The sequence below is a fragment of the Bacteroides graminisolvens DSM 19988 = JCM 15093 genome, assembly GCF_000428125.1.
GTDB classification, from domain to species: Bacteria; Bacteroidota; Bacteroidia; order Bacteroidales; family Bacteroidaceae; genus Bacteroides; species Bacteroides graminisolvens.
This window is the reverse complement of record NZ_KE386627.1, coordinates 304,712-328,610: the sequence shown is the minus strand read 5'-3', so window position 1 is coordinate 328,610 and position 23,899 is coordinate 304,712. Positions and strand designations below refer to the sequence as shown.

The 23,899-nt window shown below is 35.5% G+C and carries 13 protein-coding genes; 6 read left to right on the top strand and 7 right to left on the bottom strand.

All coding sequences use genetic code 11. From position 1 onward, the window contains the following. Positions 1-26: 26 nt before the first annotated feature. The 5 genes from glmS to C511_RS0113880 all read left to right on the top strand — a co-directional run bounded on the left by glmS (position 27) and on the right by C511_RS0113880 (position 9,522). Positions 27-1,871 (top strand): glutamine--fructose-6-phosphate transaminase (isomerizing), encoded by a 1,845-nt coding sequence (glmS, locus tag C511_RS0113900; RefSeq protein ID WP_024995611.1) that lies wholly within the window; start codon positions 27-29, stop codon positions 1,869-1,871. A gap of 21 nt (positions 1,872-1,892) precedes the next feature. Next, positions 1,893-3,776: an amidophosphoribosyltransferase gene (locus tag C511_RS0113895; RefSeq protein ID WP_024995610.1), complete on the top strand. Its 1,884-nt coding sequence runs from the start codon at positions 1,893-1,895 to the stop codon at positions 3,774-3,776. 40 nt (positions 3,777-3,816) lie between these two features. Further along, entirely contained in the window at positions 3,817-4,902 is a 1,086-nt protein-coding gene (carA, locus tag C511_RS0113890; protein WP_034782536.1) for a glutamine-hydrolyzing carbamoyl-phosphate synthase small subunit, read from the top strand. 7 nt (positions 4,903-4,909) lie between these two features. Continuing rightward, the gene (carB, locus tag C511_RS0113885) at positions 4,910-8,137 is read left to right on the top strand and encodes a carbamoyl-phosphate synthase (glutamine-hydrolyzing) large subunit (RefSeq protein ID WP_024995608.1); all 3,228 of its coding nucleotides are present in this window, start codon (positions 4,910-4,912) and stop codon (positions 8,135-8,137) included. Positions 8,138-8,400: 263 nt separating this feature from the next. Next, positions 8,401-9,522 carry an ATP-binding response regulator gene (locus C511_RS0113880; protein WP_034782530.1) on the top strand — a complete coding sequence of 374 codons (1,122 nt, stop codon included), beginning with the start codon at positions 8,401-8,403 and terminating at the stop codon, positions 9,520-9,522. Positions 9,523-9,560: 38 nt separating this feature from the next. On the opposite strand, the gene C511_RS0113875 is transcribed toward C511_RS0113880, so the two are convergent. The 4 genes from C511_RS0113875 to serB all read right to left on the bottom strand — a co-directional run bounded on the left by C511_RS0113875 (position 9,561) and on the right by serB (position 18,270). Next, positions 9,561-12,425: a PD-(D/E)XK nuclease family protein gene (locus tag C511_RS0113875; protein ID WP_027318299.1), complete on the bottom strand. Its 2,865-nt coding sequence runs from the start codon at positions 12,423-12,425 to the stop codon at positions 9,561-9,563. A 22-nt stretch (positions 12,426-12,447) separates the two neighbouring features. Further along, positions 12,448-15,630, bottom strand: coding sequence for a UvrD-helicase domain-containing protein (locus C511_RS0113870; protein WP_024995607.1), 3,183 nt, complete (start codon positions 15,628-15,630; stop codon positions 12,448-12,450). Positions 15,631-15,737: 107 nt separating this feature from the next. Then, entirely contained in the window at positions 15,738-16,967 is a 1,230-nt protein-coding gene (locus C511_RS0113865) for a DEAD/DEAH box helicase (RefSeq protein WP_024995606.1), read from the bottom strand. 67 nt (positions 16,968-17,034) lie between these two features. After that, on the bottom strand, positions 17,035-18,270 hold the full coding sequence (gene serB, locus C511_RS0113860) for a phosphoserine phosphatase SerB (protein ID WP_024995605.1): 1,236 nt from the start codon (positions 18,268-18,270) through the stop codon (positions 17,035-17,037). 267 nt (positions 18,271-18,537) lie between these two features. On the opposite strand from serB, the gene C511_RS0113855 reads away from it, so the two are divergent. After that, entirely contained in the window at positions 18,538-19,032 is a 495-nt protein-coding gene (locus tag C511_RS0113855; RefSeq protein WP_024995604.1) for a peroxiredoxin family protein, read from the top strand. Positions 19,033-19,141: 109 nt separating this feature from the next. Here the strand turns inward: C511_RS0113855 and C511_RS0113850 are convergent, their stop codons facing one another. Genes C511_RS0113850 through lon form a run of 3 tightly spaced genes read right to left on the bottom strand, consistent with a single transcriptional unit; the run spans position 19,142 to position 23,841 of the window. Then, positions 19,142-20,236 carry an LptF/LptG family permease gene (locus tag C511_RS0113850; protein ID WP_027318298.1) on the bottom strand — a complete coding sequence of 365 codons (1,095 nt, stop codon included), beginning with the start codon at positions 20,234-20,236 and terminating at the stop codon, positions 19,142-19,144. A 9-nt stretch (positions 20,237-20,245) separates the two neighbouring features. Further along, the gene (tgt, locus tag C511_RS0113845) at positions 20,246-21,376 is read right to left on the bottom strand and encodes a tRNA guanosine(34) transglycosylase Tgt (protein WP_027318297.1); all 1,131 of its coding nucleotides are present in this window, start codon (positions 21,374-21,376) and stop codon (positions 20,246-20,248) included. After that, complete coding sequence (gene lon, locus C511_RS0113840; protein ID WP_024995601.1) at positions 21,373-23,841, bottom strand: endopeptidase La; 2,469 nt, start codon at positions 23,839-23,841, stop codon at positions 21,373-21,375. The genes tgt and lon overlap by 4 nt, the downstream gene beginning before the upstream one ends. Positions 23,842-23,899: the final 58 nt, after the last annotated feature.

The following is a 23,899-nucleotide window of genomic DNA, read 5'->3' as shown; positions in this document are numbered from 1 at the left end:
GCGAAACAAATACATGATATAATAATATGTGCGGAATCGTAGGCTATATTGGAAATAAAGATGCCTACCCAATTCTTATAAAAGGATTAAAAAGGCTGGAATATAGAGGTTATGACAGTGCCGGGGTAGCATTGATAAACGAGAATCAAGATTTAAACGTATATAAAACGAAAGGTAAAGTCAGTGATCTCGAAAATTTTGTTGTTCAAAAAGACATTTCTGGTAATATTGGTATTGCCCATACGCGTTGGGCTACTCATGGGGAGCCTTGTTCTGAAAATGCTCATCCTCATTATTCTTCTTCCGAAAACTTAGCACTCATCCATAACGGCATCATTGAAAACTATGCTTCACTAAAAGAAAAACTACAAGAAAAAGGATATTCATTCAAAAGCAGCACGGATACGGAAGTATTAGTCCAACTAATTGAATATATTAAAATATCAAATAATTTAGATTTACTATCTGCAGTTCAACTTGCGCTAGGGGAAGTTATTGGCGCTTATGCTATTGCTGTTTTAGAGAAAAATCATCCTGACGAAATTATTGCAGCCCGTAAAAGTAGCCCTTTGGTTGTAGGAATTGGTCAGGATGAGTTTTTTTTAGCGTCTGATGCAACTCCAATAGTTGAATACACGGACAAAGTAGTTTATTTGGAAGATGAGGAAATAGCTTTAATTAGACGTCATAAGGATTTAAAAATTGTAAATCTGAATAATGTAGAAATGTTACACCAAGTAAAAAGCGTTAAGCTAAACTTGGGGCAATTGGAAAAAGGAGGTTATCCTCATTTTATGCTAAAAGAAATTGTGGAGCAACCCGGTTGTATTCACGATTGCATGAGAGGACGTATTAATATTGAAGGTTCAAATGTTGTTCTATCGGCAGTTATTGATTACAAAGAGAAGTTATTGAATGCGAAACGTTTTATTATAGTTGCTTGCGGTACTTCTTGGCATGCTGGTTTAATAGGCAAGCATTTAATTGAAAGTTTCTGTCGCATCCCTGTTGAGGTAGAATATGCTTCCGAATTTAGATATCGTGATCCGGTTATCAATTCTGATGATGTAATTATAGCCATATCACAATCTGGAGAAACAGCTGATACATTAGCTGCTATAGAACTAGCAAAAAGTAAAGGAGCTTTTATTTATGGAATTTGCAATGCTGTAGGATCTTCTATTCCTCGTGCAACACATACAGGTTCATATATCCATGTAGGACCAGAAATAGGTGTTGCGTCCACAAAAGCATTTACCGGACAAGTTACAGTACTCACTATGTTAGCTTTAACTCTTGCAAAAGAAAAAGGTACGATAACTCAAAATGATTTTTTGAGCATAGTAAAAGAGTTAAATATGATTCCGGAAAAGATGAAAAAGGTACTGGAATTAAATTCTAAGATAGCCGAGCTCTCTAAAATATTTACTTATGCTCATAACTTTATCTATTTAGGTCGTGGCTACAGTTACCCGGTAGCTCTAGAAGGGGCACTGAAGTTAAAAGAGATTTCATACATTCATGCAGAAGGGTATCCCGCTGCCGAAATGAAACATGGTCCGATAGCTTTGATAGATGCTGAAATGCCAGTTGTTGTAATAGCAACACATAATGGACTTTATGAGAAAGTACTGAGTAATATTCAAGAAATAAAAGCAAGAAAAGGAAAAGTAATTGCTTTAGTAACCGAAGGCGATACATACATAAGCAATATAGCAGATTATTGTATTGAATTACCGGAAACTATAGAATGCCTTGATCCGTTGATAACAACAGTACCATTGCAATTATTGGCCTATCATATAGCCGTTTGTAAAGGTATGGATGTTGATCAACCTCGTAATTTAGCTAAATCTGTTACAGTAGAATAATATTGTTTTTTAAATATTAAGATGGAAGAATTGAAACATGAATGTGGCGTAGCCATGATTCGTTTACTCAAACCTTTGGAGTACTATCAGAAAAAGTATGGTACGTGGATGTATGCACTTAATAAGTTATACTTATTAATGGAAAAACAACATAATCGTGGACAAGAAGGGGCCGGCTTAGCTTGTGTTAAACTTCAAGCCAATCCAGGTGAGGAATATATGTTCCGTGAACGTGCCTTAGGTTCCGGAGCCATTACTGAAATTTTTGGTAACATACAAAATTACTTTAAAGAAGCACCATCTGATCGATTATCTGATGTCAATTTCGCCAAGTGTTGCTTACCATTTGCCGGTGAAGTGTACATGGGGCATTTGAGATATAGCACGACTGGAAAATCGGGTATTACTTATGTACACCCTTTCTTAAGAAGGAATAACTGGAGAGCAAAAAATCTGGCATTATGTGGTAATTTTAATATGACCAATGTTGATGAGATTTTTACTAAAATAACAACTATCGGACAGCATCCAAGAAAGTATTCAGATACTTACATTATGCTTGAGCAGGTGGGGCATAGATTAGACAGAGAGGTTGAACGTCTGTATCGTGAATGTGAAGATGAAGGATTGCAGGGTATGGAAATTACCCATCAAATAGAAGAGAAAATCGATTTGTCAAATGTACTTAAAACATCTACAAAAGAGTGGGATGGGGGATATGTGGTATGCGGTATCACAGGAAGTGGAGAAGCATTTGCGGTCAGGGATCCTTGGGGTATACGTCCGGCCTTTTGGTATATGGATGATGAAATCGCAGTATTAGCTTCAGAACGCCCTGTTATTCAAACGGCATTTAATGTTCCTGCTGAATCTATTAAAGAATTAAAGCCTGGTGAAGCTGCAATTTGGAATAAAGCCGGCAAGATGCGCTTAACGCAAATCAACACTCCTAAAAATATTAAACCTTGCTCTTTTGAAAGAATTTATTTTTCTCGTGGTAGTGATATTGATATTTACAAAGAGAGAAAAAGACTGGGTGAAAAATTAGTTGATCCAATTCTTAAAACTATCAATTACGATATAGAACACACTGTGTTCTCATTTATCCCAAATACTGCTGAGGTAGCTTTTTATGGTTTATTGGAAGGTTTTGATAATTATCTCAATGAACAAAAGGTTAAACGTATTGAAGAATTAGGTCATAAACCCAATCATGACGAACTAGAAAAAATTCTTTCTATGAGGATTAGGAGCGAAAAGGTGGCCATTAAAGATATTAAACTTAGAACTTTTATAGCTGAAGGTAATAGTAGAAATGACTTAGCAGCTCACGTATACGACATTACCTATGGAAGCTTAAAACCGTACGAAGATAATTTAGTAGTCATAGACGACAGTATTGTTCGAGGAACTACGCTCAAACAAAGTATTATTGGTATATTAGATCGTTTACATCCCAAAAAAATAATAATAGTATCTTCTTCTCCCCAAGTACGATATCCTGATTATTATGGTATTGATATGGCTAGAATGAATGAATTTATTGCATTTAGAGCTGCAATTGAGCTGCTTAAGGAAAGAGAAATGAGAGACGTTATTGAACGAGCTTATAACAAAGCAAAAGAACAAGTTAACGTAGAAAAAGAAAAAATGGTTAACTATGTGAAAGATATATATGCTCCATTCACTGACGAAGAGATATCTGAAAAAATGGTAGAATTGCTAACTCCCAAAGGGACTAAGGCCAAAGTTGAGATTGTATACCAACATATTGAAGGACTACATGAAGCTTGTCCGAATCACAAAGGTGATTGGTACTTTACAGGAGATTATCCCACTCCAGGAGGAGTGAAGTTAGTAAACCAAGCCTTTATTGATTATATAGAACAAGTTTATCAATTTTAATGTTTAAGCTATAATTTAGTATATAGATAGAGTGACTGCAATGCAACAAAGAAAAGTAACATTAATCCTTGACGACGGGAGCTGTTTTCACGGCAAGTCGTTTGGTTATGAAAAGCCGGTAGCTGGTGAGGTTGTCTTTAACACTGCTATGACAGGCTATCCGGAGAGTTTAACAGATCCTTCTTATGCCGGACAGCTTATGACTCTCACTTATCCGTTAGTGGGTAACTATGGAGTTCCGCCGTTTACTTTTGAATCAAACGGATTAGCCACTTTGATGGAAAGTGAAAGAATTCATGCTGAAGCAATTATTGTTAGTGATTATTCTTATGAATATAGTCACTGGAACGCTAAAGAAAGTTTAGCAGACTGGCTTAAACGCGAAAAAGTACCAGGCATTACCGGTATTGATACTCGTGAGCTAACTAAAGCATTAAGAGAACATGGCGTTATGATGGGCAAAATCATCTTTGATGACGATGCGGAGAATACAATCGAAGCAACTTATAGTGGTGTTAACTACGTCGATCAAGTTTCATGTAAAGAGATTATCAGATATAACGAAGGAACTGATAAGAAAAAAGTAGTACTTGTAGACTGTGGAGTAAAAACAAATATAATTAGATGTTTACTTAAACGTGATGTTGAAGTTATCAGAGTTCCATGGAACTATGATTTTACAAATCTTCAATATGACGGATTGTTTATCAGTAACGGTCCTGGTGATCCAGATACATGTGATGCTGCTGTTCAAAATATCAGAAAAGCAATGCAAAACCAAAACTTACCTATTTTCGGTATATGCATGGGAAATCAATTGCTATCAAAAGCGGGAGGAGCATCAATTTATAAATTAAAATATGGACATAGAAGTCACAATCAACCTGTGAGAATGGTAGGTACTAATCGTTGTTTCATCACAAGCCAGAATCATGGTTACGCAGTTGATAACAATACCTTAACTACTGATTGGGAACCATTGTTTATAAATATGAATGATGGATCAAATGAGGGTATCAAACATAAAAAGAACCCTTGGTTCTCTGCACAGTTCCATCCAGAGGCGGCCAGTGGACCGACTGATACGGAATTTTTATTTGATGAGTTCGTTGCACTTCTAAAATAACAGAATAATGAGAAAAGATATAAAGAAAGTTTTGCTGCTAGGTTCTGGTGCCCTTAAAATTGGAGAAGCCGGTGAGTTTGATTATTCAGGCTCGCAAGCCTTAAAAGCCTTAAAAGAAGAAGGAATTGAGACTATTCTTATTAATCCTAACATAGCAACCGTACAAACGAGTGAAGGCGTAGCTGATCAAATATACTTTTTACCTGTCACTCCTTACTTTGTAGAAAAGGTCATTCAGAAAGAAAAGCCGCAAGGAGTTTTACTTGCTTTTGGTGGACAGACAGCATTAAATTGTGGAGTGGAACTTTATAAATCAGGCGTACTTGAAAAATATGATTTAGAAGTGCTAGGTACTCCTGTACAAGCAATTATAGATACTGAAGATCGTGAACTCTTTGTTAGAAAGCTCGATGAGATTAATGTTAAGACTATTAAGAGTGAAGCCGTAAAGAATATACCCGATGCTCGAAGAGCTGCTAAGGAATTAGGTTATCCGGTTATCATTCGTGCTGCTTATGCTTTAGGAGGATTAGGATCCGGATTCTGTGATAATGAAGAAGAACTCGATAAAATTGCTGAAAAGGCATTTTCATTTTCTCCTCAAGTATTAGTAGAGAAAAGTCTTAAAGGTTGGAAGGAAGTTGAATACGAAGTAGTAAGAGACTGTTATGATAACTGTATTACAGTTTGTAACATGGAGAACTTTGACCCATTGGGTATTCATACAGGAGAATCTATAGTAATCGCTCCATCACAGACATTAACTAATGCCGAATATCACAAATTGCGCGAATTGGCTATTCGTATTATTCGTCACATTGGAATTGTTGGTGAATGTAATGTACAATACGCTTTTGATCCTGAATCGGAAGATTATCGCGTCATTGAAGTAAATGCAAGATTGAGCCGTTCTTCTGCTTTAGCATCTAAAGCAACAGGTTACCCATTAGCTTTTGTCGCTGCCAAATTAGGATTGGGTTACGGTCTTTTTGATCTTAAAAATTCAGTAACTAAAACCACATCAGCTTTCTTTGAACCTGCACTTGATTATGTAGTCTGTAAGATACCTCGCTGGGATTTAGGTAAATTTCATGGTGTTGATAGAGAATTGGGCTCTTCAATGAAATCAGTAGGTGAAGTAATGGCTATTGGTAGAACATTTGAGGAAGCCATTCAAAAAGGTCTTCGAATGATTGGACAAGGTATGCATGGATTCGTTGGTAATAAAGAATTGGTAATTGAAGATATTGACAAATCTTTAAGAGAGCCAACAGACAAACGAATCTTTGTGATATCAGAAGCATTTAGAGCCGGATATACCATTGATCAAATTCGCGAGCTTACCAAAATAGATAAGTGGTTCCTTGATAAATTGATGAATATCTATCAGACTTCGAAAGAATTAAATAAATGGGGGAATAATAACAAACAAATAGCATCTCTTTCATCTGATCTTCTGATGAAAGCCAAGAAACAAGGATTTTCTGATTTCCAAATAGCTCGTGCTATAGGTTTTGACGGTGATATGGAAGAAGGAATACTTTCTGTCAGAAATTATAGAAAAAGCATTGGCATTGTGCCTGTTGTTAAACAAATAGATACGTTAGCAGCTGAATATCCTGCACAAACTAATTATTTATATCTTACGTATAATGGTGTAACTAATGACGTTAAATACTTAGGCGATCACAGATCAATAGTAGTTTTGGGATCAGGTGCTTATCGTATCGGCTCATCTGTTGAATTTGACTGGTGTGGTGTGCAAGCATTAAATACAATCCGTCAAGAAGGGTTCCGTAGTGTTATGATCAACTACAATCCGGAAACCGTTTCTACGGACTATGATATGTGCGATAGACTTTACTTCGATGAGTTGACTTTTGAAAGAGTAATGGATATTCTTGAATTAGAGAATCCTCATGGAGTCATTGTTTCTACAGGAGGGCAGATACCCAATAATCTAGCCATGCGATTGGACGAACAAAAAATCAACATTCTTGGAACAACAGCCACAAGCATTGATAATGCAGAAGACAGAGAAAAATTCTCTGCTATGCTGGACCGTATAGGGGTTGATCAACCACGTTGGAGGGAATTAACTTCACTTGAAGATATTAATTCATTCGTGGGTGAAGTTGGTTTTCCTGTGCTAGTAAGGCCTTCTTACGTACTATCTGGAGCTGCAATGAATGTTTGTTCAAACGATGAAGAACTCGAACGGTTTTTAAAACTTGCCGCTAATGTAAGTAAAAAGCATCCCGTTGTTGTAAGTCAGTTTATAGAACACGCCAAAGAGGTGGAAATGGATGCTGTAGCCAAAAATGGCGAGATAATAGCTTATGCAATCAGCGAGCATATCGAATTTGCTGGTGTACATAGTGGAGACGCCACTATTCAATTTCCTCCTCAAAAACTATATGTTGAAACAGTAAGACGCATCAAACGTATCAGCCGGGAAATTGCTAAAGAGCTTAATATCTCTGGACCTTTTAATATTCAATTTCTAGCTAAGGAAAATGATATTAAAGTAATTGAATGCAATTTACGTGCATCTAGAAGCTTTCCATTTGTAAGTAAAGTTTTGAAAATTAATTTCATAGAGTTGGCTACCAAAGTTATGTTGGGTCTTCCTGTTGAGAAACCATCAAAAAACTTATTTGAGCTTGATTATGTTGGAATTAAGGCTTCTCAGTTCTCCTTTAACCGCTTGCAAAAAGCTGACCCTGTTTTGGGAGTTGATATGGCTTCAACAGGAGAAGTAGGGTGCATCGGGTCTGACACTTCAAGTGCAGTACTTCAAGCCATGTTATCTGTGGGGCACAGAATACCTAAAAAGAATATTCTGTTATCAACGGGAACCCCGAAACAAAAAGCAGACATGATTGATGCGGCCAGACTTTTGGCTAACAAAGGATATAAAATATATGCGACAGGAGGAACACATAAATACCTTACTGAAAATAATATTGAAAGTACATTAGTCTACTGGCCTAGTGAGTCAGGAAAGCCACAAGCTCTTGATATGCTACATAAAAAAGAACTCGACATGGTTGTTAATGTTCCAAAAAATCTAACAGCAGGAGAACTTGATAATGGGTATAAAATAAGGCGAGCTGCGATAGATTTGAATATTCCGCTTATAACCAATGCACGTTTAGCAAGTTCATTTATCAATGCTTTTTGCACAATGAGCATAGATGACATAGCAATTAAGAGTTGGGAAGAATATAAATAATCAATCTATAAGTTTTTTCAATCCCAAAAAAGGAGGAATGCAGATTTATAATAGCATTCCTCCTTTTTAATTGAATAATAGCTTTGTACAAGATTATATAAAGTCCAATTCTAGGCATTTTGTTTTTTTTTATTAAAATAACTCTTTTAGCTAGAATAAGTAACATAGAGTTTTGCTAATTTTAAAGAAACGTTTAAATTTGTAGAAGTGTAGTTTACACAATTCTAATTTGAACAGTTAACAAAGTGCAAAATTACAATACCATGAAAATAACTCCGTCTGAATATAAGATACTTATTGTAGATGATGTAACATCTAATGTTTTGCTATTGAAGGTATTACTGACAAACGAAAAATTCAATGTCATTACTGCCAGCAGCGGCAAACAAGCACTTGAACTTGTTGAAAATGACCGTCCCGATTTAGTCTTGCTAGATGTGATGATGCCAGAAATGAATGGATTTGAGGTAGCACAAATATTAAAGCAAAAAACTGAAACATCAGAGATCCCCATAATATTTTTAACCGCATTAAATGGAACAACAGATGTCGTAAAGGGCTTTCAAGTAGGTGGTAATGATTTTATATCCAAACCTTTTAATAAAGAAGAACTTATAATTCGTATAACACATCAGATATCATTAGTTGCTGCAAAGAGAATTATTTTAGCACAAACAGAAGAACTTCAAAAAACTATTATTGGTCGCGATAAATTATATTCAGTTATTGCACATGATCTTCGTTCGCCCGTCGGTTCTATTAAAATGGTTCTTAATATGCTTATCCTCAATTTACCTAGTTCAAAAATAGGAGAAGAGATGTATGAATTGCTAACAATGGCTAATCAAACAACAGAAGATGTATTTTCTCTCCTTGACAACTTGTTAAAGTGGACTAAAAGCCAAATAGGTAGGATGAAAGTTGTATATCAAGATTTTGATATTGTTGAGGTTGCTCAAGGAGTAATTGAAATTTTTTCCATGGTTGCAGCCGCCAAAAAAATATCAATAAAACTGGAAACACCTGAAAAATTAATTGTCCATGGAGATATTGACATGGTTAAAACAGTTGTTCGTAATTTACTGAGTAATGCAATCAAGTTTAGTAATCAAAAATCAGAGATTCTTGTAGTTGTAACCGATAAAGAAGAGTTCTCTGTGCTCAGTGTGAAGGATTATGGCTGTGGAATTGATTCAGAAGGGCAAAAGAAACTCTTACATACTGATACACACTTCAGTACATTTGGTACAAATAATGAGGAAGGCTCTGGATTAGGTTTACTTCTTTGCAAAGACTTTGCTCAAAAAAACAGTGGAGATTTATGGTTTGAATCAGAAAAAGGAAAAGGTTCTACATTCAGTTTTTCAATACCATTAAAAAAATAAACATAAAATAGCCCGCGACATTTGATCGGGCTATTTTATTACTTCTTGCATAAAGTCTTAAAATCACAATATTCACAAAAATCAATGTCTTTGGTTTGAGTGAAAGGTATTTCCGGATTGAAAATTTCTTTTATAAGTAAGCTTAGTCTATCTCTAAATTTTTCCTCATATATTGAGAAGTCGCTAACAGGAATCTTGGCTTTCCTTGGTTCTCCTATCTCGATAATTGGAGAATATGTTTCAGATGATGCATGATGAATATAAAGTAATGACGGAGCTACTTTCAAAGATTCTTTTTTACATTGTATTGATGCATATAAAAAAGTTTGAAAAATGTGGCTCGGTCTTTTCTTCGAAGGCGTAAATAACGCTTCTAGGTTTGCTGGAGTTTCAGGCGTTCCTCCCGTTTTGTAATCAACAATACGCAACATATCCTCTTTTCTGTCTATTCGGTCAATTATTCCTCCAAATCTTAAATTCAGCTTTTTACCATTTATTATTATAGGAAAATCTTCTGATATAAATTTTTCCATGGCAATCATTTGAAAGGGAGCGTATTGTATATCATTTCTTAATAGCTGTTTGAGATATGAAACAATCACTTTTGAATTAATAAGTTGTTGTCCATTATATTCTGGTTTCAAATCATCGTTAGATTTAAATAAAATATTATTAAAAGCAAAGTCTACGTAAGATTGTAATTTGACATCTTTCTTTATTAATGATTCAAGGATATCTTTTGTGATCAAATCATCTCGTGAAGTAAGATATTCATAGGTCTTTTGTGCTGATAAATGAAATATACTACCAAATTGTGCTGCGTCAATTTCAGATGAGACTTTATTGGGCCTATTCAAACCAACCACGTATTGATAATAAAACTTCAGTGGGCAATCAAGATATGTGTTTAGAGCTGAGGGAGACAATAATGCACTATTGTTATATGATGTGTCAAACTTATATTCCAGTTCTAATAATAAATCGGGACTTTTATTAACAGTAATACTTTCAATCGTTTGTGGAGATTGCCCCGATTCAATATATTCTTTTTTTATTTCGTTTGGCCATTCCAGTAATAATTGTAACATAAATCTTGACCATTCTCCTTTGTTTAAGCTGTCAGAAGAATTATTATATAATAAAGTAACATTTTCTGCTCTTTGGATCAATCGATAAAAATAGTATGCATAAACTGCATTTTTGTGCTCTATTATTGTCATTCCAAAAGCTTTTCTTAAATTATAAGGAATAAAAGAAGCATCACCTCCAGATTTGGGCAATTGTCCTTCGTTTAATGACATTATAATTAAATTTTTAAAATCTAGATTTCGAGTTTCTAGTACTCCCATTATTTGCATTCCAATGACAGGCTCTCCATGAAAAGGAATATTTAAGGAAGATAATATTTTGTTAATTAGTTTTCTGAAAGTGTCTACCCGAACCTCCAATTTACCATTTTCTATTAGGTTGCTTATACGATTAATTGAGGTATAACTTTTAAAAAGAGATTCTCTATACAGCTGGTTGAATATATCATCAGTACTTCCCTCTTTTTCTCTGTATAAAGAAGCTGCTACAGATATTAATTCTTTTAAATATTGACACAAAGAATATAGATTAGAACAAGGGGTAAATATTAGATCTAAGATCTCATCTTTTCTTAATTCAGAAGGAAGAGGATAAAATTTATTTCTTTCTAATATACTTCTTTCCAAATCTTTTGCATTAGCAGAAAGCATTCTCGTATATGGATGTTTTAAGACAGCAAGCACTGCATCATAAATAAAACATCCTTCTTTGTGTTTGTAACCTATTATTTGTAAATCAATAAGAGCATCAATAAAACTATATACAGGTGTTTGTGATAATGGAAATCCCATCGTGATATTTAAATTATTCACATGTTTTGGGATAGAATGTAAAACAGGCAATAATAATGTCTCATTACACAATACAACAGCATTTTCTCTTTCATTATTGGAATAAACCTCACTAATCCATTCGGGCAAAAAACGTGCCTGAGCGTTTTCAGTAGGAGACGAAATGAATTTAATATTTTTAGGCTTACGCAAATTATCAAAATATTGACCTTTCAGTTCAGATTGAAAGCGTTGGATATTCCTATTAATAAACTCACCAGCTTCGTGTTTAAAACCAGTAGTCTGAGTATAATAGACATCAAAATCCCAATAGAACATAGCTTTATTATCTGCTTGAAGAGTTTCAAACAAGGAACTCTCAACTTTATTTAAAACATTAAAGCCAACAAAAACATACTTATCATACTTAAATGATTCGGATTTTATAGTTTGAATGACATCTCTGTATAACAGACCCTCATATGCTATTCCTGCAGTACGTAAGCTACAAGTAAATTGATTATAGACATTTCCAAGCTTATCCCATAGTGAAATAAACTTTTCTTTCAATTGCGTACGACGCTCAATTGAGAAATTCTGAAAAAATGCTTGTATTGCTTCTTCCTGTTCCTTATCAAGATAATCGTACCCTGACATGATATTTTTTAACTCTTGCAAATTAGAAAATAATTTCTCTGTATCAACCATGTTTTTATCTGCATCATCAAAATCACTGATAAGCAATTCACCCCAAAAATAAAATTCATCTAAAGTCTCAGAACTTTTAGTTTCTTCAATAAATACTTTATAAAGTTCACATACTAGAGTTACTGAATCGGCCAATTTTAAAACAGACAGTTGCTGAAATAATTCACTGATACTTAAATAAGCTGGAGACCAAATAGGGTTCTCACTTTGGTCTGCTAAAAACTCATTAAAAAAAAGACTTGCTCTTTTATTTGGGAATACAATCGCAACTTTTGATAAATCGTTTCCAATTTTAGTATATATATCTTTAGCTACAATATTTAAGAAAGTTTCCATATAAAATCAATTTTAGGCTTCTTTAATTTGTTCTTACTAGCTCAATTCTCTCTTCTTCAACATACCATAGGTAACCAGATATATTTTCATATCCCATTTTACTCAGTAGTTGCATATAATCAACAACTTGTTTGTTGTACTTACTGTTTGGTTTTCCAAACTTAAAATCAACAACTACAACTTCTCCATCTTTCATCATTACACGATCCGGACGACGAATCTGTAAAGCACCATTTTGTTTATATATAATAGCACATTCATTATACAAAATCCATGCTCCCGAATACCAATCTTTGATACGTTCATTTGAGAAAGCTTTCTTTGTCAATTTTCTGATCTCATCTTCAATTTCCTTATTGTCAATTACACCTTCAAATATAAGCTGTTGGATAGCTCCTTCTATATCCTGATCTGTTCGGATCACAGAGAAGAGAGAGTGTAATAATTTCCCTCGGTTGATAAAACGTTTATCAGATTTATCTTCTTCAACTCCCGATATAAAATCTGCCGATTTATTTGATTGTCTAAACTCAATGTCTGGTTTAACAGATAACATCTTCACCAATCTTTTACTAGATTTACGTAATAGTTTATTTTTTTTCTCTTTATCCACTATCATTTCTGAAGAAGATAGATTTCCATATTCGAAGCTACACAATGTATCGTCCCAATATTCTCTCATATTATCAATTTGCGGAAGACTAGATGTCAATAAATCTGATACGGAATTATTTTTTTTCTTATGCCCCCAAATAATTAGATTCTTCCCTGCTCTTGTAAATGCAACATATAATAGATTAATATTATCTACCCATTGCTGCAAACGTTCATGTAAATAATCATTTTTATAAATTGATTCAGACATCTTTCTGGAATAATTAACAGGAACAATGTCAATTTCATCAAATGGGGAAGTTTCAGGAAAACACCAAACCAATTGTCCGTGCCTTTCGTTCTCTATTGACCAATCGCAATATGGTATTAATACTGTATGAAATTCAAGCCCTTTTGATTTATGAATAGACAAGATTCTGATACCTTCTATTTCCCCTCCCGGAATTGTTTTACTACATAGTTTTTCATCCCAAAAACGAATAAAATTATCAATCTCAGAAGAATTGCTTTTCAAATATTCAATCACGGCATCAAAGAAAGCAAATACGTATGCATCTTGTTTTTCAATTAAATCCATCGAAAAAAGAGAATATAACTCTTCCAGTAATTCATATAAAGGCATAAGCCTCATTCTCTCCGAACAGCTAATAAAATCTTTTGGAAGAAATTCTTCAGTATTTTCTGTAAGTATACGATTTATATCTGTTGTCTGTTTTAAAATATCTCTTTGATATGATAAAGCAAGCAAACTCAGAGCAATTGTGTTATTTCTATCAGATAAAAAACGAAGAGCATTGATTAACATACATAATGCAAGAGATGCATCCAGTCTGAACGCTTCATCAGACACAATCTTGAAGTTCATATTCTCATCAAAATATGTAGCAATAAGAGGAATCATTTTATTTGTTCTTACTAGAATAGCAATATCATTCATCTTAACTCCACTTGCAAGCAAATATTTAACTTCTTTACCCAGCTCAGAAAGCATATTATCAGAATAGCTGTTCTCGTCATCATCTTCAATAAAAGAAACTTTCACATAACCTTTTTCTTCTTTACCATTTGGCCACTCTTGCTCAACATCAGCATAAGCTTTTACCAATGATTCACAACTCACACCTAACTCATCCTGATGTTTCTTATCTAAAACTGCAACTATTTGTTGAAAGACTGAATTATTGAAATTTATAACGTTAACTTCACTTCTTCTATTCGTTTTTAGCGTTTCTACTCTAATAGGGAAGTGGGCTATTTTTTCATTCAGGTTATTCAATATACTCCAATCACCACTTCGCCACCTATAAATTGATTGTTTCACGTCACCTACAATTAGACTATCGGCTCCTCGGGATAATCCTTCAAGCAATAATAATTTAAAATTATTCCATTGCATTCGGCTTGTATCCTGAAACTCATCAATCATAACATTACGAATACTGGTTCCTATTTTTTCAAAGACAAAAGAAGAATCATCTTCCTTTATTAAATTATGAAGTAATGCATTAGTATCCGAAAGTAAAAAACTATTTTTTTCTTTATTGATAAAGCGTACTTCTTCATCAATACTAGCTAATAGTTGCAGCTTATTAAGGTGTTGCAAAGATAGACTACAACTGTTTACAATAAGATTGTTTTGAGTACGTAGTTCTTCAGCATCTTGAAGAATTGGAATCAAAATAGAAGCTGCTAAAGATGTTATATCTGAAAATCTTGGTGAACTTTTGGCAGCCCAGTTGGCTTCGCTTTCCAAACATTTTTCGACCGTTACATTTCGTGTTTCATTACTTAAATTTCCATTGTATAACTTCTTAAAATAACTTCCTATACCCTTTGCCCCATTTTTTAAATCATTAGAACTAAGTCCATGTCTCTCTAATTCGCCTTCAAATTGATCAGAAAAGCTTTTCATCTGTTCCAAAGCTTCTTTTTGTAGTTCATTAAGATGCACTTTGTACCTTTTAATGATATTGGGATCTTTGAGCTTTTCTCTCAACTTACTGCCTTTCTCAATATACTCCTCACTAAAAATATTTTTCCCAAAACGTTTGATTTCGTAAGCAACATTCCATTTCTTGTCATCAGCAATGCGTTCATCAATGTAATCAAGTAACCAAGCTAAAATAGGAGAGTTCGGGGTTAATTTTTCTATCATGGAATCAATAGCAACATCCAGAATCTCTTCATTGTTTAATTCGATATTTAAATTAGGACTTAGCTCTAGTTCTCTAGCCAAATTTCTCATTACCGATTGAAAAAAAGAGTCGATAGTTTCAACACGAAAACGCGTGTAATCATGTAACATGTATCTTAAAGCTTGACCCGCTGCAATTCTGATTTCTTTCTCTTCCATTCCGGTTAATTGAGTAATTCTTTTCAGATAAGCATCCGAATCAGCATCTACTATCCAAATACCGTACAGCTGACTTAAAATTCTCTCTTTCATCTCAGCCGTAGCTTTATTAGTGAATGTTACAGCTAAAATTTGTTGGTAAGAACGCGGATTGAGAATAAGCTGTCTTATGTATTCAACAGCCAAAGTGAATGTCTTGCCTGAACCGGCAGACGCCTTATAAACTAAAAGTTCCATATGGTATTTATGATTACTACAGATACAAATGTAGTCTATTATTCACGAATAATGAAACATATAGCTTCATTATTCATGCACAGTAGGTAGTAATCTGAAATGTAGTCTTATTTCCTTTGGGAAGGCTTTCCGTTAAAGCGCTTCTTATTTCTTGAAGAATTATTGTGGCTATTTGATCTTGTTCTTGGCGCATATTCAGGAGATTCGCCTAATTCAACTGGAACTGGAATTTTATAAATTTCTTTTTCAAGAAAGTTTTCAATATTTTTAAAATTGCTTTGTTCTTTCTCGTTTACGAAAGTAATAGCTACGCCATCATTATTAGCGCGCGCAGTTCTACCAATACGATGTACATAGTCCTCACTGTCATTTGGAACATCATAATTGATAACTAGGCGAATATCGTCAATATCAATGCCTCTTGATACAATATCAGTTGCTACAAGAATGTTTATCCTGCCCGATTTGAAATCGCGCATAATCTGTTCTCTCTGAACTTGCTCTAAATCAGAATGCATTTCACCAACATTGAGCTTTTTCATTTTCAAAGCACGTGTAACCTCTTTAACTTTTATCTTAGAAGATACAAATACGATCACTTTTTCGGGAACTTCCTGTTCGAAGAGGTGTTGTACAATACCTAACTTTTGGCGTTCGTAACAAACGTACGCAGCCTGAATAATTTTTTCGGCAGGTTTAGATACCGCTAATTTAATTTCAGAAGGATTACGTAGAATTGTGTTTGCTAACTGTTGTATCTTGGCCGGCATAGTAGCAGAAAACATGATTGTTTGTCTTTCTTTAGGCATATGCTTGACAATCTGCATTATATCGTCAAAAAAACCCATATCAAGCATTCTATCAGCTTCATCAAGTATGAAATAAGAAACATGTGACAAATCTACATATCCTAAATTCAAATGAGAAAGCAGTCGTCCAGGAGTTGCTATGACAACGTCTGCGCCCAAAGATAAACCTTTTTTCTGCTGCTCAAATAAGCTTCCGTCATTTCCGCCGTATACAGCTACACTAGATACGGGCATAAAATAAGAAAAGCCCTCCATTTGTTGGTCTATTTGCTGAGCCAGTTCTCTGGTAGGCGACATAACCACGCAATTTATAACATCCTGTCTGTGTTCGCCTTTACATAGTTTGTTGAGCACTGGCAAAAGAAAAGCAGCCGTTTTACCGGTTCCTGTTTGCGCTACAGCTATTAAATCTTTGCCTTCGAGGATAATTGGAATTGCTTGTTCCTGTATAGGGGTGCACTCGTCAAATCTCATGGCATCAAGTGCCTCTAGAACACTCTCTTCTAATTCAAGTTCAGAAAACTTCATCTTATTATCTATTTATGTACAAAGATAAACTAATTCATTGTGCTCACAAATCTTTTCAGGATAGATGTTACAATATGCCTTGTTCATCTAAATAAGAGTCTTTAAATCCGAGAAAATAAAGAACCCCATCAAGGCCAATCGTATTAATTGACTGTTTGGCATTTGCTACTACTTTTGGTTTCGCATGAAAAGCGATACCTAAACCAGCTACACCAAGCATGGGGAGGTCATTAGCACCATCACCAACAGCTATCGTTTGGGCAATATCCACCTTTTCAACTTGAGCAATCAGTTTCAGCAGTTCAGCCTTTCGTTTACCGTCAACCACATCTCCTAAGTAATTACCGGTTAACTTTCCATCAACAATTTCTAATTCATTAGCATAAACGTAGTCTACACCATACTTATCTTGTAAATAACGACCAAAATAAGTAAATCCACCTGATAAAATTGCGATTTTATAACCATATTTTTTCAACACATACATTAATCGGTCTACGCCTTCAGTAATAGGCAAATTTTCTGCTATTTCCTTCATTACTGATTCGTCCAACCCTTTAAGAAGTGCCACACGTTCACGAAAACTTTCGGTGAAATCAATTTCACCTCGCATAGCCCGCTCTGTGATTGCTTTCACCTGATCGCCTACGCCCGCTTTGATAGCTAATTCATCAATAACTTCCGTTTCAATCAATGTAGAGTCCATATCAAAACAGATTAAACGCCGCATTCTACGATACATGTTATCAAGCTGGAAAGAAAAATCCATCTCTAATTCGCTTGCTAACTTCATCAACTGCTCCTGCATTTGTATCCTATCTTTAGGCGTACCGCGTACAGAGAATTCAATACATGCACGGATATTGGCTTTGCATTCGTCAAGCGGAATACGTCCCGTCAAACGTTTAATCGCATCAATATTCATGCCTTGCTCTGCCAATATTTGAGTTACGGCAGATATTTGGCGAGCAGTCAACTTACGTCCTAAAAGCGTTAATATATAACGGTTTTTTCCTTGCATTTTAACCCAATTCTCATATTCACCAACTGAAATTGGATAAAACCGAATGGTGACTCCTAAATTGGAAGCTTTAAACAGCAATTCTTTCATTATAAATCCGGAATACTGTTCTTCCGTCTTACAAAGAATACCTAATGACAGAGTATTGTGTATATCAGCTTGTCCGATATCAAGGATAGCTGCATCATATTTGGCTAATATTTCTGTAACTGAAGCTGTCAAACCGGGCCTATCTTCTCCGGTTATACGCATTAAGATAAGTTCAGTATTTGATAATTCCATAACTTATATTTTATATAATTGGCAAAAGTAAGGAAAAAACCTACATTCTATGCTAAATAACATCAAATATTACAGCTAACAAGGAAGAAAAAAGTATTATTATTTGGATGTTAAGATAATAATTACTTACCTTTGCCCTGATTTCTATAAATAAAGGCCTTGATTATCAGTATATTTTGTGTACTGAATGCCTTTCACAGACAATGTTTCGGGTAGAAATCGCTGTTGGAAGACAGGCCCGGATAGTATTAACTAAAACCTAATTACATGAAATATGTAAAATGGATTTTTGTTGTATTATTAATTAGTTCCTTGACTTCTTTTGTAGCAAAAGACAAATCCACTGAAGGATTGAATGTGGGTGATGTAGCCCCGGATTTTATAATCGAATCTACATTGAGTGGGCACAAATTTAAGCTTGACGATTTAAAAGGCAAGTATGTGCTTATTAGCTTTTGGGCAAGTTATGATGCTCTTTCGCGCATGCATAATGCGCAGTTGAACGAGGTACTCAATCACACTTCCCGAAAGGTTGAAATGATTTCTGTTTCATTTGATGAATTTTCGTCAGTATGCAAAGAAACCATTCGCAAAGACCGACTAAATGCACGTGTTTGTGCTGTCGAAACAAAAGGGGAAGATTCAGGTTTATTCAAAAAGTATCGTTTAAACCGTGGTTTCGCAAATTACTTATTAGATGATAATGGCATAATTATAGCCAAAAACATCTCTGCAGAAAATTTACTCTCTATTTTAAATTAAGGGTAAGTCACATCTGCTGAATGCTACAAATGTATACAACAACAAAAAGTCCCGTTACACTTCAATAAAGAAGTTAACGGGACTTTTTTATTATACTAGTCATCACCATTTACTTAGGAGCCTTCATATATAAATAGACAGCAATAAATGCATATAAAACATTCGGGATCCATACGGCCAGCGCTGGTGGAACATTACCATTAATGGCAAATGTTGATGAGATTGTTTGAAACAATATATATGAGAAGCTAAGTGCCAAACCTATTCCTAAATGAAGTCCCATTCCACCCTTTACTTTTTTGGAGGATAATGACAACCCTATTGCGGTTAGAATAAATGAAGCAAAAGACATAGCAATACGCTTATGATACTCTATCTCAAATTCTTTTATATTCGCAAACCCTCGTTGTTTTTGCCTGTCTATGTACGACCCTAGCTGCGGGCTCGTAAGAACTTCCTGCTGGTTTTTCATAATTAGAAAATCAGTGGGTTGCATGACGATAGTAGAATCAAGCGTTTCGCCACGGGTTATTTTTTCCTTCATTCCATGAAGCTCACGAATCATATAATCTTTAATGATCCACTTGTTTACTGCGGTTGTATCGTATGATATACTACGAGCAGTAAGATGTGAAACCAACTTTTTATCTACAAATTTATCCAAGGAAAAGCGATAACCGGTTTTATTATAATCCTCATATCTCTCTATATATGCAATAACTCCGCTATCAACTTCTAGCTGTACATTTCTTACTGAAGTAGCCTTTCTTTTTTTATAATACCTATCCTCAAAATTTAAGCGTTTCACACTCCCTTTGGGAATTACATAAGATCCGAGACCAAAAGTAACCAAGGCAATGATACCTGCTGATATCATATAGGGGCGCATTAGTCTTTTGAAACTCATGCCCGTAGAGAACATGGCAATGATCTCCGAATTTTCAGCAAGCTTGGAGGTAAAGAATATAACGGCAATGAATACAAACAAAGGACTGAAAAGATTGGCGAAGTAGGGGATGAAGTTCATGTAGTAATCAAAAATGATTGCTTTCCATGGAGCCTCATTGGTCATAAACTTGTCCATCTTCTCATTAAAGTCAAATACTACCGCAATAGATATAATCAAAGCGATAGCAAATACATAGGTACCCAAGAACTTTTTAATGATGTACCAATCCAGCCTTTTAATAAATTTGTTATTCATGTTCGTATGTTACAATCTTGTTGAAACACGTTTAACCATCATTGGCTTCCAGATCGAAAAATCACCGGCAATTATATGTTTACGTGCTTCGCCTGCCAACCATAAATAGAATGCCAGATTGTGTATAGAAGCTATTTGCATGGCCAAAAGTTCCTGAGCATGAAATAAGTGACGCAGATAAGCTTTGCTGTAAAGGGTATCTACATAAGATGCACCATCGGCTTCAATAGGAGAAAAATCTGTTTCCCACTTTTTGTTCCTCATATTCATTATGCCGTCTTTGGTAAAAATCATGCCATTTCGTCCGTTTCGCGTAGGCATTACACAATCAAACATATCAACTCCTCTTTCTATACCTTCCAAAATATTAACGGGAGTTCCTACTCCCATTAAATAACGTGGTTTATCAGTAGGTAGTATTTCGTTAACCAGTTCAATCATCTCGTACATCTTATCAACCGGTTCACCCACTGCCAATCCGCCAATAGCATTACCATCTGCATTTTTCGATGCGATAAATTCAGCCGACTGCTTTCTCAAATCAGGATAAACACAACCTTGTACAATAGGGAACAAAGATTGACTATATCTGTATTTAGGTTCTGTTTCATTGAAGCGTTTAATACATCTGTCGAGCCAACGATGCGTAAGTCCCATTGACTTTTTAGCGTATTCATAATCAGAATCTCCCGGAGGGCATTCGTCAAAAGCCATCATGATATCTGCCCCGATAATTCGTTCAATATCCATAACCTTTTCCGGAGTGAACACATGCTTACTTCCATCAATGTGAGATCGAAACTCGGCACCTTCTTCTCTAAGCTTACGAATTCCCGCCAAAGAAAACACCTGAAAGCCACCACTATCTGTTAGCATGGGACGATCAAAGCCGTTGAATTTATGTAAACCGCCCGCTTTTTCCAAAACATCCAATCCCGGTCTCAGATATAAGTGATATGTATTACCCAGTATAATCTGAGCTTTAATATCCTCTTTCAGTTCTGTTTGATGTACTCCTTTTACAGAGCCAAGGGTACCAACCGGCATGAAAATAGGAGTTTCAATTTGCCCGTGATCAGTTGTAATCAGTCCGGCACGGGCATTGCTTTTTGAATCAGTATATTGTAACTCGAATTTCATTCTTTCGTTGTTGTTTTCTTTATAGTAAAGTCGATAGCATCTACCACCTTTTCCTCACTCAAAGCCAGCGCAAAAACTTCCTTTATATCATTTACATAATGAAACTCCAGTCCTTTTAAATATATATCCTGAATGTCTTCTATGTTTTTCTTATTCTCTGCACTCATGATGATTTCTTTAATACCGGCACGCTTAGCTGCCAATATTTTCTCTTTAATTCCACCTACAGGAAGTACTTTTCCTCTAAGTGTAATTTCACCGGTCATGGCGATGTTGGCTTTTACCTTGCGTTGCGTTAGTGCAGACGCAATAGAAGTAGCCATGGTAATACCGGCAGAAGGTCCATCTTTAGGAATGGCACCTTCAGGTACGTGCACATGTATATTCCAATTTTCAAAGATCTCATCTTCAATTTGTAACATTGCGGCATGAGCTTTGATGTACTCCAAAGCCAGCATGGCCGACTCTTTCATTACATCACCCAAGTTACCTGTCAACGTCAGTCGGCCACCTTTTCCCTTGCTTAAACTTGTTTCCACAAACAAAATTTCACCTCCAACAGCTGTCCACGCTAATCCGGTAACAACACCGGCGTATTCATTGCCCTGATATTTATCACGATTGTATTCAGGTAGTCCCAGAAAGTAGTACAAATCCTCAGGTTTGATTTCCTTGCGACTAAAGAATCCATCAGTAGCATATTCGCGTGCCAGCTTTCTGAATATCTTATTTATTTTCTTTTCCAGTTCACGTACACCACTTTCACGCGTATATGACTCCACCATTGCCTCAAGCGTTTTCTTAGCAAATTTGATATCGTGCTTATTGATCCCGTTAGCTTCCATTTCCTTAGGAACCAAGTGCTTCTTTGCAATTTCCACTTTTTCTTCAGTTATATAACCGCTTACCTCAATTAGTTCCATACGATCAAGTAGCGGAGCCGGTATTGAATTCAAGTTATTGGCAGTAGCAATAAACATAACCTTAGAAAGATCATAGTCAATATCCAGGTAGTTATCGTGGAATGTATTATTTTGTTCAGGATCCAAAACCTCGAGTAAAGCAGAAGAAGGATCTCCCTGACGATCGGAACTGAGTTTGTCTATTTCATCAAGAATGAATACCGGATTCGAAGAGCCAGCTTTAGCTAACCCCTTGATAATACGTCCCGGCATAGCGCCAATGTACGTTTTACGGTGTCCGCGTATCTCTGCTTCATCATGTACACCACCCAAAGACATTCTAATGTATTTCCTTTTTAAAGCTGCAGCTATTGACTTGCCCAAAGATGTTTTACCAACCCCCGGAGGTCCGTAAAGACAGATAATGGGCGATTTCATATCGTTTTTAAGTTGCAGCACCGCCAGATGCTCTAAGATACGTTCCTTCACTTTTTCCAGTCCGTAGTGATCTTTATTCAAAACTTTCTCGGCATTCTTTAAGTTCAGACTATCGGTAGTGTACACCCCCCACGGAAGTCCCAACATAGTTTGTAAATAACTAAGTTGTACATTGTAATCGGGTGATTGTGAGTGTGTTCTTTCTAGTTTGGCCAGTTCCTTATTGAAAACTTCCTGAACTTCGAAAGACCATTTCATTTTTAAAGATTTCTCACGGAGTTCTTCTATTTCTTGCTCCTGAGCACTGCCACCCAATTCATCCTGAATGGTTTTAATTTGTTGTTGCAAGAAATACTCACGCTGTTGCTGATCAATATCTTCCTTAGCTCGCATCTGTATGTTTGCCTTGATTTCTGCCATTTGCAGTTCGGTCGATAACATACGCAGCAAAAGCTGTCCGCGATCCAAAATAGAAGAACAGCTCAAGAGTTCGTTCTTTTGCTTAACTGAAAGCGATATATTGTTACTGATAAAGTTAATAGAAGCCGTTGCATTCGGAATGTTCCTAATAGCAAAAGTAGCTTCATCTTTCAGTTCGGACAATTTAAGCAAGGTAATAGCATACTCTTTACAAGTATCAGCCAAAACCTGAAAGTTCTTATCATCCTTTTCCGGACGATCTTCTTTGGCAAGTTCTACTTCCGCCTTGATGTAAGGAGCATCCTGAACAATTTGTTTCAGTTCGCAACGTACTAAACCCTGAAAAATAACGGTCACGTTATTATCAGGCATTTCCAGTATACGAAGTATCTTGGCTATAGTGCCATATTTATGTAAATCATCTTTTTCAGGAAATTCGGTTTCTGCTTGTTTTTGAGAGAACAGGGCTACTTCTTTTTTCTTCTTATAAGCCTCTCTGATTAGTTTCAAAGAAGAAGGTCTACCCACGTGCACCGGCATCAGTACATGCGGAAATAAGGCTAGATTCCGAAGCGGAAGAACAGGCATCGCATCTAAATCAAATTTCATCTCAGAAACCTTCTCATCATCTTGATAATCTGTCAAGAAAGAAAAGACTTCGTCATCCTGCTGGTCAGTTTCTGAACTGTATATAAAATCATTCATTTTTCGTATATTTCTAGTTTTTAATAATGTCCTCTTCATGGAAATAAAGCGGCTGCAA